The sequence below is a fragment of the Runella salmonicolor genome (assembly GCF_024158025.1).
Lineage (GTDB): Bacteria > Bacteroidota > Bacteroidia > Cytophagales > Spirosomataceae > Runella > Runella salmonicolor.
This window is the reverse complement of sequence record NZ_JAMZEL010000009.1, coordinates 53,021-69,432: the sequence shown is the minus strand read 5'-3', so window position 1 is coordinate 69,432 and position 16,412 is coordinate 53,021. Positions and strand designations below refer to the sequence as shown.

At 45.4% G+C, this 16,412-nt stretch carries 14 protein-coding genes; 1 reads left to right on the top strand and 13 read right to left on the bottom strand.

Annotated features, from left to right (window positions below; all coding sequences use genetic code 11):
- Positions 1-11 precede the first annotated feature (11 nt).
- The 3 genes from NCI00_RS19645 to NCI00_RS19635 all read right to left on the bottom strand — a co-directional run bounded on the left by NCI00_RS19645 (position 12) and on the right by NCI00_RS19635 (position 4,657).
- On the bottom strand, positions 12-2,573 hold the full coding sequence (locus NCI00_RS19645) for a sialate O-acetylesterase (RefSeq protein ID WP_253530409.1): 2,562 nt from the start codon (positions 2,571-2,573) through the stop codon (positions 12-14).
- A gap of 223 nt (positions 2,574-2,796) precedes the next feature.
- A complete protein-coding gene (locus NCI00_RS19640) occupies positions 2,797-3,564 on the bottom strand; it encodes a pentapeptide repeat-containing protein (RefSeq protein WP_253530408.1) in 768 nt (255 codons plus the stop codon).
- Between the two features lie 82 nt (positions 3,565-3,646).
- Positions 3,647-4,657, bottom strand: a complete 1,011-nt coding sequence (locus NCI00_RS19635) for a cyanophycinase (protein WP_253530407.1) — start codon at positions 4,655-4,657, stop codon at positions 3,647-3,649.
- A gap of 32 nt (positions 4,658-4,689) precedes the next feature.
- Here NCI00_RS19635 and NCI00_RS19630 point away from each other — a divergent pair, with 32 nt between their 5' ends.
- Positions 4,690-5,727 carry a DNA/RNA non-specific endonuclease gene (locus NCI00_RS19630; RefSeq protein ID WP_253530405.1) on the top strand — a complete coding sequence of 346 codons (1,038 nt, stop codon included), beginning with the start codon at positions 4,690-4,692 and terminating at the stop codon, positions 5,725-5,727.
- Between the two features lie 7 nt (positions 5,728-5,734).
- Here NCI00_RS19630 and NCI00_RS19625 read toward each other — a convergent pair whose 3' ends face one another.
- The 10 genes from NCI00_RS19625 to NCI00_RS19580 form a co-directional block, all read right to left on the bottom strand.
- Positions 5,735-6,157, bottom strand: a complete 423-nt coding sequence (locus NCI00_RS19625) for a secondary thiamine-phosphate synthase enzyme YjbQ (RefSeq protein WP_253530403.1) — start codon at positions 6,155-6,157, stop codon at positions 5,735-5,737.
- Between the two features lie 776 nt (positions 6,158-6,933).
- Positions 6,934-8,265, bottom strand: coding sequence for a tRNA uridine-5-carboxymethylaminomethyl(34) synthesis GTPase MnmE (gene mnmE, locus NCI00_RS19620; RefSeq protein WP_253530401.1), 1,332 nt, complete (start codon positions 8,263-8,265; stop codon positions 6,934-6,936).
- A 2-nt stretch (positions 8,266-8,267) separates the two neighbouring features.
- A complete protein-coding gene (locus NCI00_RS19615; RefSeq protein WP_114459525.1) occupies positions 8,268-8,468 on the bottom strand; it encodes a DUF4177 domain-containing protein in 201 nt (66 codons plus the stop codon).
- 31 nt (positions 8,469-8,499) lie between these two features.
- A complete protein-coding gene (locus NCI00_RS19610) occupies positions 8,500-9,258 on the bottom strand; it encodes a DUF3575 domain-containing protein (RefSeq protein WP_253530398.1) in 759 nt (252 codons plus the stop codon).
- Positions 9,255-10,016, bottom strand: a complete 762-nt coding sequence (locus NCI00_RS19605; protein ID WP_253530395.1) for an LVIVD repeat-containing protein — start codon at positions 10,014-10,016, stop codon at positions 9,255-9,257. The genes NCI00_RS19610 and NCI00_RS19605 overlap by 4 nt, the downstream gene beginning before the upstream one ends.
- 14 nt (positions 10,017-10,030) lie before the next feature.
- Positions 10,031-10,576 (bottom strand): LVIVD repeat-containing protein, encoded by a 546-nt coding sequence (locus NCI00_RS19600; RefSeq protein WP_253530392.1) that lies wholly within the window; start codon positions 10,574-10,576, stop codon positions 10,031-10,033.
- A gap of 39 nt (positions 10,577-10,615) precedes the next feature.
- Entirely contained in the window at positions 10,616-11,908 is a 1,293-nt protein-coding gene (locus NCI00_RS19595; RefSeq protein ID WP_253530390.1) for a metallophosphoesterase family protein, read from the bottom strand.
- A gap of 45 nt (positions 11,909-11,953) precedes the next feature.
- A complete protein-coding gene (locus tag NCI00_RS19590) occupies positions 11,954-13,978 on the bottom strand; it encodes an OmpA family protein (RefSeq protein WP_253530387.1) in 2,025 nt (674 codons plus the stop codon).
- Positions 13,979-14,109: 131 nt separating this feature from the next.
- Complete coding sequence (locus tag NCI00_RS19585; RefSeq protein WP_253530384.1) at positions 14,110-15,477, bottom strand: glycoside hydrolase family 140 protein; 1,368 nt, start codon at positions 15,475-15,477, stop codon at positions 14,110-14,112.
- A 119-nt stretch (positions 15,478-15,596) separates the two neighbouring features.
- Positions 15,597-16,364 carry a 3-hydroxyacyl-CoA dehydrogenase gene (locus NCI00_RS19580; RefSeq protein WP_253530383.1) on the bottom strand — a complete coding sequence of 256 codons (768 nt, stop codon included), beginning with the start codon at positions 16,362-16,364 and terminating at the stop codon, positions 15,597-15,599.
- Between the last annotated feature and the right edge of the window lie 48 nt (positions 16,365-16,412).

Below are 16,412 nucleotides of genomic sequence, written 5' to 3'. Positions count from 1 at the left end.
CATGCCAAGGATTAGGGCACAAACCACAGCTTTTTGGTCAATGGAATCTGATTCTCGCCCTGTATTTTCAAGAAGTATATACCAGGGGCCAAAGAAGGGAATTTAAGGGCCATAGGGCCAATCAACACAGGAACAGACTCCTCATACACCTGTTTCCCCTCGGCGTTGATCAATTGGAGTCGGGCATTTTTAATATCTTTATACGTCTCAATGGAAAAGGCCCCATCACGGCTCGGGTTGGGATAAACACTCAATCCATTGTTTGCAAAATCAAAAACAAAGCTGTACACAAAAGACGGCAAGGAAGCGCACGTATTTTTAGCATCCAAGTCATAAAAAGCAACTACTGTATAATTGCCTGTTTGCGAAGGCTTTAATATATTTTGGGTAGTCACTGTGTTCTGCGAACCTCCCTCTTGGGTCCACCTAAAATTAATATTGGGTAGATAATTACCTTCGGCCGCTATCGCAAATGGCCCAGCTTTGGTTATGACTGGACGGGCAGGCACGGGGTTGACTTCTACCACAACCTCTTTTGAAGGAAGCGATTTACACCCCCACCCATCGGTCACTCGGGCAGTGTAGCGGCCCGAGGCCGCTACGGTTAGCCTTGGCGTTGAATATTGTTCATTCCAAACGGTTGGCAAAAAAGAATCCGTTGATAGGACCACCTTACTGCCTTCGCAAAAGCGAAGTGCGCCATTTGCTATAATGGTGGGGGTGGTGGGTAGGGGATTGACCGTAACCTTCAATGTATTGGAATAAGCAGAAGCACAATTGTATTGATTGACCGCCCTAACCGCGTAATCACCCGACTGATTTATGACAATTGTACCTGTTTTTTGTCCACTGTTCCATTCTAATACGGTACTGGTTGAAACAACGCTGTTCTCCTCTACGGCCAACGTTACACTTTTATCGGCGCAGAAAGTCAATGGCCCCTTGGCCGTCACCGACGGAACCGACGGAATGGGATTGACAGTTGCTTTTACACTGCCCGAAAAATCAGACCAACAGCCCTTATCATCCTTGATTTGAACTGAATAGTTTGCAGCATCCTTTACAACAATGCTTTGAGAAGTAGCGCCATTACTCCATCGGTAACCCGCCGCCTGCGGCGTAGAAAACGTAACATTTCCCCCTTCGCAAAACACCAAATTGCCATTGGTAAGTATGGAGGGAGTGGATGGTTTTGGAAGCGCGCGGCGGGTATTATCGCCTACGCTGACAGAGCTTGAATACATAAAATGGCCAAATGAATCCTTCGCTTTTACCCTGTAGACGCCATTACTAGCCAATATGGTATTGTTTCGCTCGCCATTATTCCAGCTTACTTCCGTAAAATTTCCCTCGACCATGAGCTTAACCCGGCTATCATCGGTACAACCTACTTTAATAACCGGCAACAGTAAAGGCGCGATGGGATTGGATTGGTTAAAAAAATGGGAATTTAGGCTTTGGTTCCACTGTTGTGCAAGCGTGGTTAGGGCATTGCCCTGAATGTGAACGCCATCAGGCCGGGGAATCTGAATATTGTCGGTTGAGGGTCCTTCAAATACATTAGATGTAGAATTAATGACGGTATTCTGGGCATTAATTACCGCTTTGGAAGCAAACATATTATAGGAAACTTTCGAAACCACCCAACTGATGTTTTGCCCGGCATCGTTGCGGCTTTGCCCAATTACCTGCTGTAGGTTTGATACTATTTCAGATTCAGAAAGGTTGAATTGCGTATCTGATTCGCCCTGATGCCACAACACCGCCCTCACCCCCGTAAGCGAGGTAAATTGGCGTAACACTACTTTCAACTGTGAATAAGGCAGCTGATTTATATAAACTCCGCCCGTATAGGGGTTGGAAGCATAGCCCGTCGAGCTTTCGCGCCAGGACCTGCTGGTGGTGCCTTCCAAAGCTACGTTATAAAATAGCACAGGCACATTGAAACGACTTACCAACAAATCTCCCAATGCTCCCCAAGACCAAGCAGAGTATCCATACGGGGCAATATAACTGTCGGAATTTAAGTGAGAAAAAGTCGGTTCGGGCAACTCATTGGGGTCAAATGAAGCATTTAGGTAATTAAAACAGCTCACCCGGTCGTCATTGGCGGCAGGTGCTCCGTAGTTTTGGATGCCGCGCGCGTTTGACTGTCCCGCAATCAAAAATACTTCTCCAATCCCAATTCGGTCTACTTCGGTACTGTCGGTTACTTTTCCATTCCTAATGACTCTGACTTTCAATTTATACCAACCACCTCCGCCCGAAATGGTTCCTGAATAGACACCTCCTACGGGAGCTTTCTCCACAATTTGCCAGTTGGTTGCCGTTCCTTGCCCCGCCACAAAAGGAACCAACGCGGCTTCGACTTGATCGGGAATGCTCTCTTGGTAGGTACCGCTGACCACAAACGTGGCCGAATTGTTGGCTGAGCGTTGAAATACAAGGCGCGAGGTAGGGAAACTGATTCCTACTTGCGAAAAGACAGGAATGATAGCAAAGACAGGAAAAAATGCAGATAACAGGCAACAACGTACTATACTCTTTTTCAGGCAATTGCGAACTCTTAACATCCTACTCTCGGTAGTTATTTTCAAAATAAAGGTTTCAAATTTACGAAATCAGCTTGGGAGTACAAGCTTCTTAGGTACAAATACCCCTAAAATAAAGGTTGTGTTGCACAATAAAATGTATGAATTGAAACAACCGAGGGAATAATTCCAATGTAAGCCTCCCTAAAACAGACGAAGCCTCCAAAAAGGAGGCTTCATGATGCGATTAAAAACGAGAAAGAATCTATCGTGACACGTAGCGCTTACCGTTGGAATATTTAAAGTCAACGCTGCCGTCAAAATCGGTTTTATCGAAAGAAGCACCCGCATTAAAATCAGCGTATTTAAAATCGGCATTTCGCTGAAAACGACTGCCCGCGAAATTTACTTTTTCCTCAAATTCGGCGTATTTGAAGTCGGCATAATCGCGAAAACGTACCTCCTGAAAATCGGCTCGGCGGGAGAAATCAGCGTATTTAAAATTGGCATAATCTTCAAATCGGATGTTGGTATACAAGGCATCCTGCCGAAATCTGGCGTATTTAAAATTGGCCTGCTCAGCAAACTTACTGCCTGCGAAGTTGGCCACTTTTGAAAAAGTTGAATACTTAAATTCACTGCCGTTTTCAAAAGTGCAATTTTCAAAGACGGCATTTTCACGAAAATCAGCCGAGTACGTGGTGCCATCATTTACTTCAATGTTGAATATTTTGGTACGACTGCCATTTTCTTCAAGGCGTTTGTACGCAATCACATCGCCCTTAAACGTGCAATTCCGAAATACAACAGGGACTTCTACGGTTGTTTTTATTTCTTCCCAGCCCTTTTCTTTTTTTATTTTTCGATTGGAAAGTTCAGTAAAGTCCAAATCGCCAGTAATAACCACTCCGTCGTACTGAACCGACTGGTGCTTATCAATGGCTTGAAAAATTTCACGGGCTGAGACTTGTTTTTGGGCGTAAAGCGCCGTGGCAGAGAAGGCGGCCAACAAAAATAATGATAAACGTTTCATTGCTGTATAGGCTGTTTTTGGTTGAATAATTGGTTTTGAAGGATAGATGCAAAAAAGAAAACCTAGGTTGCACGACTCCCCATTAATTTTCAAACAAAACGCCATTTTCTGCAAACCAATATCCCGAAGTGCCCGTAGTAAGAGGTTTCCAACGATTTAAGTCAAACATACCAGCCCCTTCTGGCGTAGCGGCAATTTTAACGACACTAACTGCTCGCTTTTTTCGGTTCCATGTTAGTTTTTTGCCTTCTTCGCAAGTTTCTGGCCTTCGAGCATCGCCCAATAGAAAATAAGCCGCCTGACTACCAAATACGCGGGCGATGCCTTTCTCATCAATGCAAACCGACGTTTTTTCGTCCACACCAATACCTTTTGGCTTCTTTATTCCATCGGTTTTCATGTGGGCCAAAAACGCTAGGTGTCGCCCGTGTCGGCTTCGGTTGCTATAATGCGTATCGGTGATGATATTTTTAAGTACTGGAATATCAATAAATCCACCGTTGAGCAAGGTCATTTTGGGATCAAAAGGATTGGTGAGTGCTTCGACCGAATTGATGCCGTCGTTGAGGGCCGCAAAGCTTACGCCCCCCAATACGGCACACCCCGCGCTGGTGCCACCCACGGGCGCTTGTTTGACATGAATCAAGTAGTTGATGGCATCTTCTACGGGTGTATCCTGCCAAAACTTCACGTAATTACCTTGGTCGCCGCCTGCAATAAACAACAACTCCGCCTGCCGAATCCGTGCAGCGGTGCTGGGATGGAGGGCCAATTCGCGCGAATTAATCAGCAATGTCTCGACGGAATTGACACCGCCCAATCCATAAATAAAATCGTTGTAACCCGTCGTACCGCTTGCCCTTATTATGACCACATCTCCACCTTTGGCGCGCTCAATCATCCACTGGAGCGCCTCCTTCACATCGGTGCTGCCTCCGCCCAATACATAGGCGTTGAGGGTAGGTACTGATACATCAGACGTGTCGCCCACGATGCCGATAGAAGCTGGTGTAGTATTGCCTTTGATATTAGTTTGTACAAAGTCGATATGAGCAGGAAAGAACAATAAAAGAGCAATTTTGAAAAGTATCATAAACCGAATAAATAAAACAGTAATTAGGCAGTATGTTGATTAAGAATAAGAAAAAGCAGACCTTTGCCAAAGATACACAACCAAATATTATTCTGATAAAAATGAGTCGTTCGCTTGCTTATGTAATTGGCCTTTTGTTGATATTGGTAGGTTGCTTGCCGCCACCTAATAGCGTCAAAATCAACAGTACGCATTTAACTATGGGCAATCCAAGCAATGCACAAGCCAATGTTTCCTCTCCCAACAACTATCTGATTATCAAGCCACAATACGCTTTATCGTATAATCGTTCAAAAGGGTACGCCAATTGGGTTTCGTGGGAGTTATCCAAAAGTTGGTTGGGAAGTGTTGACCGTCAAAATGATTTTCGTCCCGATGAATCTTTGCCTCAGAATTGGCACAAAGTCACTCCCAACGAGTATTCTAATTCGGGTTTTGACCGAGGACATTTATGCCCCTCAGCCGACCGTACTAATTCTACTGCCAACAATTCGAGTACTTTTTTGATGACCAACATGATTCCGCAAGCCCCCGAACTCAACCGCGAGGCATGGGCTTATTTGGAGGAATTTTGCCGAGAATTGGTCGCCCAAAAACACAAGCTCTTCATCACTGCGGGTACTTACGGTACGGGGGGCGAAGGAACAAAAGGTGCAACAAACAAACTCAACGACAAGATTGAGGTACCTGCCCGAATTTACAAAATCATCGTAGTTTTACCCGAAAATGCTACTCTCAACGACATCAACAGCGATACCCCCATCATTGCGGTAGATTTCCCTAACAAAAATAGTGTAGTTCAAAACACGGGCTGGATTCGGTTTGTGACTACCGTAGCCGACATTGAACGTAAGACAGACAATGATTTTTTTGCAAACTTCCCCAGTTCCGTACAAAATGCGCTACAAAACAAGCGTTTTGATTATAGAAGCACTTCTTTAAACGTGGACACCAAATGTAGGGTTCATAATGGCAATGCCCTCTACATTGGCAAAAGTGGTGGCTGCTATTATTTCAATTCAAAAGGCAACAAAACCTATGTTGACCGCGAACTGTGTGATTGTCAGTAAGGTATATTTATTCTCCCCAAGCCGTAATCAACAGATTGCGGGGGCCGCCGTCGTCACGGTGTTCGCAGAGATAAATCCCCTGCCACATTCCCAAGGCCAAGCGCCCATTTTGGATGGGTATCAATACTGAACTACCCAACAAAGCAGCTTTCAGGTGCGCTGGCATATCGTCTTCGCCTTCATAATTATGCAGGTAATCGGGGTCATTTTCGGGAACCGCTTTATTGAAAAAAGTCTCAAAATCTTGGCGTACGGTGGGGTCGGCATTCTCGTTGAGGGTCAGCGAAGCCGAAGTATGTTGGATAAATACCTGACATACACCGACTTTCAGCTCCCTTAATTGCGGCAGGGCCTGCAACACCTCTGCCGTAATCAAATGAAAACCTCTTTTTCGTGCTTTTAAGCGTAGGGGTTGTTGAATAAATTTCATATAGATGCCATTGACTGGGGTCTTTGTGTTAAAGCGACAAAATCACATATAGATAATTAAACGGCATTTTTTACATTTTCTCATATACTCATCATACTAATAGATAGGCAACACCTTCTTATCAAAATCTATATTTATTTAATTTTTAACAAATAGGGATAAAAAAAACATAAATAGTATATTAAGTAAGTTTTTTATCCCAAATACACACAAAACATATCAGTAAATACAGGTAGAGCAAGACTTTTTGCGAATCGTAAATAGCCTAAAAAAAACAAAATTAAGTATTTATTATACCCATTAAAAACAAAAAAGAACAGTTATTTATCATAATTATATCCAAATATACACCATAATACATGCCTTCAAAATCAAACTCATGGGAGAGAATAAAGGAGAAAATTGACACATTTATTCTAAAGTTCAACATCCTATTTTGTGGAATTGTCCTCTTTATCTCAGGAATTGTAGACTTACAACACAGCTGTGAATACAGCGGTTCTTTCTTATGTATCGCAGGATTGGCCTTGCATCCTGCCCCATGGAAGTCCTTAAACAATAAACTTAATTGGAAAACCAGTCGACGCATTCAACTTACGTTGATTACGGGTTTAATCATTTTCAGAATCATTGCACATCTCATGCATTTGTACTCAAAAAATCGATGATGCCCGCCATAAGCGTATTGTTCCCAATGTAATTCACCCATTAAAAAAGCATCTAAAATCCTGTAAAATACAGCTTTAGATGCTTTTTTAATCAATTAACTTTGAAGGTTACTTTCCTATGCAAAACTTACTGAAAATATTGGCCAACAAATCGTCGTTGACGATCTGACCAGTAATCTCTCCCAAATGGTGCAACGCCACGCGAATATCTTGCGCTAAAAAATCACCCGTGATTCCCATTTCCAATCCATTGAGCGCATCGGTCAGGGCTTGTTGGGTCTTGACCAGATGTTCGTAATGGCGCAGGTTCGTTACGACCGTATCGGTTTTCTTCTCGTCGTATACGCGTTGGGTAATGGCTTTTTTAAGCTCTTCAATTCCTTCTTTTTTCTGCGCCGAAATCCGAACAAGATTATCATTTTTTACCTCAACAAAGGCTACGCCTAAATCCGTTTTGTTTTGCACCCAAATGGTCTTGGCATCATCCGCCAAGGGCGCAATTTCGAATAGAGTCTGTTGGCTATCAAACAAAGCAAGCACAATATCAGCCTTTTCAATCGTCTGCTTAGAGCGCTCAATACCAATGGATTCCACAATATCCTCGGTTTCGCGGATACCTGCCGTGTCGATGATGCGGAACTTGATACCGTTGATATAAAGCACATCCTCTATTACGTCGCGCGTGGTGCCTGCGATGGCCGTTACGATGGCTTTTTCTTCGTTCAAAAGGGCGTTGAGCAAGGTAGATTTGCCCACATTGGGTGCCCCGATGATTGCCACGGGCACACCCTCTTTGAGCGCATTGCCGAAATCAAAAGATTCAATCAACGGCGCAATGGCCGTTTGCAGGCTGATAATCAACCGTTTGAGGTCGTCACGATTGGCAAACTCCACATCTTCTTCGCCAAAGTCCAGTTCGAGTTCCACCATGGAGGCAAAATGAATCAATTCTTCGCGAAGTGAGGTTAATTTTTTGGAAAAACCGCCCCGCAATTGATTCAACGCCGTGCGGTGGCTCGCCGCCGAATCGGCCGCGATGAGGTCGGCAACGGCTTCGGCCTGCACCAAATCAAACTGACCGTTGAGGAATGCCCGTTGGGTAAACTCTCCCGGGCCCGCCAAACGCGCACCAGAACGAACCAACAGTTTTAGAATCTGACGAATAATGTAGTCGGAGCCGTGACAGGATATTTCAACGGTGTCTTCTTTGGTAAACGATTTGGGCGACTTAAAAACCGCTACCAGCACTTCATCGACGATGGTTTCATCGTCGCGAATGGTGCCAAAATGTAGCGTGTGTGTTTCTACTTTTCGAAGGTCTTTTCCATTAAAAATTTGGTTTACCACCTCAAAGGTTCCTTCTCCCGACACGCGTATCACTCCGATGGCGCCCACGCCCGAGGCCGTCGCCAAGGCGCAGATAGGTTCTTGTTGCAGCATGTTTAAAACGTACTTAGTCGTTTAAAAATAAACAACAGCTTTTTAGTGGCGCCATTATACTCGTTGGTGTCCAATGAGTTAAGCAACTCCCAACCTTCTTCCCCCATTTTATTCAATTGGGTTTCGATGTCTGCAGCGTCTAGTTTTGTACCCCAAAAGCCCCCCGGCTTAAATTCAATTACTTTATATTCAAATTTTGGCATGGCCTTTTCTTTTGATAAATACGCTTTCTAACTAGGGCAAAGATACGCTTTTAGGCTTTCTTGGCCTAAAAGCATAGCCCAAAGCTATCCCTGCCGAAAGGCCCGGCATAGTACCGTAGTTGCCCGGTTGATTGGGCCGAAGGTTAAAAAAATCACGTCTGAGCAAGTTCAGGGATGTGCCATCTAAATTATTTTTTACCCTTAATCCCCTGACTCCCAACCCCGCATAGATTTCTATCACCATTTTCTTTTGGGTAATCAAAACGTAGCCTAATTTAAAATGCCCCGCCGAAACCAACCGATGCGTGCGCACGGCGACTTCCTCAAAATAAGCACAGCCTCCCCACGTATTGCAATCACGGCCTACTGCCTGTAATTGGTCGGTTGTCACGTTTTTATGAAAGTATTCAAGAGCCCCAAAAAAACTACCGTTGGGGGAAGACATATAGTTAAAATAATACCGAATCTGACTGCGAAAACGCCACGTTTGACGGTTGGGGTATTGGTCGCGTTCGTAGGAATAGACATTGAAAGAATTATGCCCCCACCCTATTTCCTGCTGAACACTCCAACGTTTGGGCAACGGCACTTCAAGACCCAAGGTAAAGGTATTGTCGGGGTCCATCAACGTACTCGGAATTGTTTTTAGAATAGCCTTCGGCAACGGAATGACCTGCGCAGAAAGTGTTGAAATTGAAGCAATTGTTCCCACTAAAAGAAATAAACAACATTTCACAAAAAAGGAATGCACTTCCCCTTTCATCCTTTGCCCAACTTTATATTCAATCATGGCTCAATGGAAATTTTGCTCAGCAACTCCAATTTTTCTCCTTTTTGATAGCGGTATTGGTAGAAGCCTCCGTCGCCCGTTACGAGCAGGGTTTTAGTGAGTGGAATCACGTCGAAGGATTTAACATCTTTGAGCGTTTCTTTCAAAACGGGCTGTTCTGGTTTTGAAATATCAAACACTTTTAGTCCATTATCTCCCTCACAAACAAACAGTTGTGTTCCATCCACCCCCAGTCCATACGGACTTTCCATCGGTTGGGTATGCACCAAACGGGGATTCTTTAAATCTGAGACATCGACCACATCTAATGAACTCAACGAGGTAAACTGACGGCAATTTACGCCTCCTCTCAATGTAACATAAGCAAACTTTTCCTGAACCACCACGGGGTCACAGCTCTGAACGTGGGTATAACGCGAAAGCAACGAAGGGCTGTTTGGTTGTCGATTGTCAAAAATATACATGCCGTCGCTGGCCCCGATGAAAAGGTTGTCTTTGTACGGAAAAATTGTTTCTAAACCCACGTTTAGCATTACGTAATTTTTGGCCACGGGACTGTCGGGTGCGCTGATGTCATATACTTGCAATTTATCGGGCAAAACACAATATAGGACATTGCCGACAATGGCAAAACGAGCCATCGAACCGCCAACCCCCGACTGGCTATTGGGAGAAATATCGGCACTTTTGTCGGTAGAACAAGCCAAAACTAAACTCCAAATCGCCGCAATAACGGTGGCGTACAGTACCTTTTTCATGGTTATATCGGTTTTTAGCGAAAACACTTTGGACGCTTCATTGTCACTTTTTCCCAGCCCACCACCATTCCCTTGGTTTCGTCCACGCATTCAAAGTAAGCGTTGAGATAAGGGGGATAAGATTGCGCAGGAAAAGCGTTTTCTATTCGCTTGACCAACCGAACATTGGTAGGGTCGGCAATGTTGAGCACCACAAAATCCCGCCCGTTATCTGCGTACATCAGGTTCCCTTTTACGGCAATGTCCACGTTGCCCGGAATTTTAATAAACGAAATCTTTTGGGGAGCGGCTGGGTCAGCGTTATTGAGCAAATGAACGCCTTTGCCCTGCTCATTGATAAAAAGGTAACTTCCTTTCACATAAATTTTCCCTGGCCGACGGAGCGCCTGCGGGGCTTCGGTGGTTACTTTTCGCATTTCGTCGGTGCTAAGATAAACGGGTCGGTAGCCCTCTCCCTTAAATACTGGGGCACCGGGCGGAGCAACGTCATCGCTCACCTCCGATATACAGCCCATCAACACAAAAAGGCTGATGGTCAAAAGAATAAAACTTGACTTCATGGTGTTTATTGGTTAATTCACGCTGAACAAAAACGTATTTTACCCTATTTTATCAATCAATCCTGATTGAAGATTGATTCTCCAACTTTCACCCGTTACTATTTTATCTTCTACGTCGCGGTACTCGATGGAGAGATTTTCCTGCTCAAATTTCAACCACGCAAAACCATTGTAGCCCACGCCAATCCGACGGATATTTTTTCTTCGTCGTTGGTCATAAAAAAGAATGGAATCATTATCTACGCGCGGCGCGTCTATCTCGACTGGCATACCGCCGTGTCCGATGCAGCGACCATGAATGGGTAACCCGCCCACCTTTCGTTCTCGGTACCCAACCAGCCGATGTTCATGCCCCCATATCCATAACACAGGACGCAAAAAATCACCCAACAGTTGCCTGATTTGCCGCGCTGGACGCGGAAAAGATTTTCTAAAATCCGAAAAGGGAGGATGATGACTCAAAAAAATGATGCCGCGACGGTCGTCGGGGTTGTTGAGATGCAGTTGATTTTTCAGCCATTTGACTTGTTCTTTCCGCAAATGACAATCTGGGGGCGAAAGAATCTCGACAAAAGGGCGTTCCACCGAAGTATAACCCGTATCTAAGCCAATCACTCGCCAATAGTCATTTTCAAGACAGAAAAACCCCGCTTTCTGTTCCCGAATCACGGAGGCGTCTGACGGGCTACATATCAAAGGATTGTTAGAAGTAGCCAACCCGTCTGACGGTTTTAAACCGTCGGACGGGTTCATCTCAAGTTTCAACCCGTCGGACACCGCATTGGTTTCACGCACGCCCATTGTTGGCAAAAGCATTTTATAAAATGCCGCCCCGTTTGAATACATTTCGTGGTTGCCGGCCAGGGCTAGGCTTCCCCATTTGCCACGGGGCCACGACGCTTTGGGGCTGATAAAATTATCGTGTACTTCAGACGGCGCACCCACAAAATAAATATCGCCAAGGTGAATCGAATAATCGGGTTTATGGAAGGCTACGACCGCGCCCACGCGGTCGGATTCGGGCGTATCAGAGGCCCAATCAGAGAGCAGGGCAATCTGGGTCGTTTCGTTTTCGACCTTCATCCTGTACACCCCCGTGTCGTCGCTGGTGGGATAATATTGATACGGATGACGGGGGCCAAAACGGCTTTTGAGGTAATGATAGGCAAAGCCAAAGACATTCAGCCATAAAAAATCGGTGAGCTTTCGCCCCGCCTCGGCCTCCTCAAGGGCACTTTGAAATTGGGCGTTTTGGGTACGAAGGTGGTTTTCCAGCTCAGAATGACCTACGTCAACGTACTCTTTTAAATCTCGTTTGGGGGTATCAGGCATCTGACTTATTTTAAAGTCAGCGAATTAAACAAAAAAATGCTAAAATCAAACCTTTAGAATCGTAAACTCCACCCGTCTATTTTTTTTACGGGTTTCTTCTATTTCATTGCTCGCGACGGGTTTGGTAGAGCCCCAGCCTTTCACCTGAAGACGATTTTCGGCAATGCCTTTGCCCACCAAATACTTTTTTACCTCTTTCACTCGGTTTTCTGAGAGTTCCATATTGAGCTTAAAATCGCCTTGATTGTCGGTATGGCCCTCAATGAGCAGCTCCATATTGGCATATTTGACCATCATTTCAGCAATTCGGTCTAAGTCGGGCAAGGCTTCGTTTAGCAGCTCAAATTTACTCTGCTCAAACATGATTCCATTTGGCGTAATTTTCTTGCCTTCTTTGATGGGAACCAACAAAATATTCCGTTTTATATCGCGAAAACGTTTGTCTTTCGACAAATCTACAATCTCATCCAACGGAAAAAAACCATCTTTCACCGCACTCAAACGATACGATTGCTGAACCGGCAAGATAAGTTTATACTCACCCGTTTCGGGGTCGTATTCGACTTTAGAAACGTTGGTATTGTCTTTCAATAAATTAGTCAAAATTTCGGTCGTGACGGGTTTTCGGGTGTCGGCATCAATCACACTGCCCGAAATAATCGCCACCGGCTCGGGGCGAATGGCGTTGTAAACCTTAAAACGAAACAAATCCTCCCCGCCCAATGAGTTTTGCATAGAGCTTACATAAGCATATTCTCCCGAAGCAGGAATGCTCAAAAAACCATCCCATTGGGGTGTATTAATGGCGGGTCCCAAGTTTTCGGGCTGGCTCCATTTGGTCCACGATTCATCCAAACGGCGCGTCATAAAAATATCCCCACCCCCATAACCAGCATGGCCGTAAGACGTAAAATAGAGGGTTTTGTTATCGGTTGCGATAAAGGGCGCACTTTCTACGTCAGCGGTGTTGATGATTGAACCCATGTTGAGTGGCTTACTCCATGAGCCGTCGGCCTTGAGAAAACTAACGTACAAATCACGGTCGCCGTTGGTATCCTGACGCTTGACCGACATCACCAACACATTTCCTTTGGGCGAAAGTGTGAACTCGGTATTGTTCTTTTTGTCAAGGTTATAAATATCCTCAATCTTACATTCCACGGGTGTTGTCCAGCCCGTTTTTGTGCGGGTGGATTTCGACAAACCAAACGTCATTGTGCCATCTGGACGATACACGTTCATGAGGTACAATGTTTTTCCGTCGGGCGAAATACTCACGATGGCGTTGTTGTCGGCATTGTTGATGGGCGCCCCCATGTTTTGCGCTTCATTCCACTGGTCACCCTGCCGTGTAGAAAACCATACATCTTGATTCTCCGCGCCTCCCACATTTTTTTCGTATTTCCCTCTTGTAAAAAAAATGGTTTTTCCGTCGGGCGAAATAATGGGGGCCACTTCCTGCGCTTTGGTATTTACACCGATGCCCAAATTCTCTTTGATGATTTCTTTGGGGGCATCTTTAAAAACATTGATTTTTGACTCAAAAGGCTTGTTACTTAACGTCAAGCCGATGGCATCTATCTGGTTATAGCCTTTGACCCGGGCAGGATTCAGTGACACTTTTACGGAGCTAATCAGCATCGTAGAATCAGGAACGTTTACAACCAAAACCCGACCCACCTCAGCGGCGGCGGCCCCAGAGTTTGTCCACACCGAAACCTCCTTTCCTGCCTCATCATAAGCATATACCTGCGTAATACAGCCTTGGTTGAAATTTTCGACGATAAGAATCTGGCGTGCTTTTTGCGGCTTCTCAAAAGCCACCTTAATCCACTCTTCAACGTTGGAATCGGCGTTGTACGGAGACCACGCACAGGCACTTTCTCCGAAGGGAGGGATGGTATTGGGCGCTCCCAAAACCTGGACGGCCCGGTACTCTTGCCCGTAGGTTTCTTTACGAAATTCGGATGAAAACCCCACTAACTTGCCAGCCCATTGCACTTCCTGCGCCTGACTCGTGCAAACCGAAGCTAGAACACACCACCACCATCCGATATGTTTGGCCATCATGAAGAGTTGAGAAATAAATTTATGGAGTAACAATGCTGTAAAAATAATCAAAAATCGTTCCAGAAACAGGCCTAATCTTCATAAAGCCATTCATTTGTTGCGCTTTTGGGGATATATTTATCCAAGGCCTACTACTTTCTTCCTACATTGCCCAATAACAACAGCCAATCTTCGTCGAGTGTTGGCGGAATAAGTTCTCGAATTCCTTGTGGCTTAAAATACCCGCCAATGAACCGATTATTGGTGCGTGGACTTATCCATAAAGCCCTGATATTACTTCCGTTAATTTTTTCTACGTTCACTTTAATCGTTCTACTGGAAGGCAGATAAATCATGGCCATTCGGTTATTTGGAAGTATAGATACCACCCCATAATCATCACTGCCGTACGTGCCGCGTCCTTCTACCAAGAGGTTAGAAGTAGTATCGGGCCGAAAAAGATACCAAGGCAATCCGTTCATTATTTTTTGAAATAAATTCATCTGAGCCACGCCGGGCAAGTCAAGTTTTTGACGCCAGCCTTCCCCAAAAGCCCACACCGAACTTCCGTAACATTGGCCGCTTCCTCCCCCCAAAAGTGACCAATACGCCTGCCTTCGTATCATCAGCGCGTTACCTACATTTTCATCTTCGTACTGCGATTCACCCAAGATAAAGGCTTTTCTTGGTGACTTTTGGGTTTCTTTCAAGGCCACCTCGTATACGTGTGGCATATCAGAAGTCCAGACACCTTGCTTTCCCCGAAAATACGTGTATACCATGCTAAAATCAAGCCACTTTTCGGCAGGGAATACATCGGTACTCGAATGAGAACTTGCCGCGTGGTAAGTCATCAACTGAGTGGGCGCGGTTTCTTTGATGCCCTCTGCCATGGCCCGTTGCACTGCCTCCTCGCGTAGCGGATCACGGTCGCCGCCCATAATCCAGAGAATATTGGAATGGTTGCCAAATCGACGACCAAGGTATCGGCCAAAATCGCGGCACTTGTCGGTTCCGTTGACAGTCTGTACCTCAAACCAGTTCGTGCCACAACAGCCCAGCCAAGCGGGTACAATCGCCACCAACAACTGCATCCGGGCCGCCATTTTTATGATGTCATCAACGTACGCGAAGTATTTTTCATTCGGGGTAGTAAAATCCCCCTTCCTTGCAAATGGAGCCTCCCCGTAAGCATTGGTCTGGTTGGGCTCGGGGGGCAATAATTGCACAAAAACAGTATTAAAGTGTTTAGAATGACGGTGTTCTAAATAAAAACGCGCTTCTTCTATTTTCAATTTATGAAATAATGTCCAGCCTGCATCGGCGTTCATTAAGAAAGCCTGACCATTTCGATTTGTCAGGTAGCGCCCATCACGGCTGATTTTCAAGGGAAAAGCATTTTGGGTAACGTTAACCACCGCAACAGGCTTGGCTTTTTTGGTAACTCGCCGTTTTTTTTGGGCAAACAGAGAAGGAATCAACAACACTAAAAGCAATACTGTAAATAACGAATGTCTCATGGGGTAACAATAACAGGTTAGGGAGCGCCAAAACTACAAAAAAGCGGCTATTTCTACAAAAGAGCCGCTTTTTAGGCTACTATTAGACATATTCCCTAAGTTTTTTACCCTTCTAGGTTTCATTTTGCCGCCATTCGTATCGCCCCATCCAAACGAATTACCTCACCATTAAGCATCTGATTTTCAATGATATGCTTGACAAGTGCCGCGTATTCATGCGGCTTGCCAAGCCGCGACGGAAACGGAACCTGCTGCCCCAACGACGCCTTTACCTCATCAGGCATTCCCATCAGCAGCGGCGTTTCAAAAATACCCGGTGCGATAGTCATGACCCGAATTCCCAACTTGGCAAACTCGCGCGCGATGGGCAGCGTCATTGCCACAATTCCACCTTTCGAGGCAGAATAGGCCGCTTGGCCAATTTGACCGTCGAAGGCCGCCACCGAAGCCGTATTGATGATGATTCCGCGCTCGCCGCTTTCTTCAGTCTCATTGTGCTGCATCACCGCCGCCGCCAAACGAATCACGTTGAAAGTACCGATAAGATTGATGGAGATGACGTTGGTAAAACGCTCCAGTGAATGGGGGCCGTTTTTGCCCACCACCCGCTCAGCGGGGCCGATTCCTGCGCAATTGATTACGCCATCTAGTCCACCAAAAGCATCAATCGCCGTATCAATGGCATTTTGGACGCTTTCGGGGTTTGTAACATCAGTATGAACAAAGAGCGCGTTTTCGCCCAGCTCTGCTTCCGTTTGTTCGCCCACCGTGGTATTTACATCGGCCAAAACCGCATTACCCCCGTCTTCAACAATCATTTTGGCCGTGGCCGCTCCCAAACCCGAAGCGCCCCCCGTAATCAAAAATGTTTTCTCCTGAATTTTCATTGTTGCTGATGTTAAAACTTCTGGAATACAATTTAGTATAAATCCCTT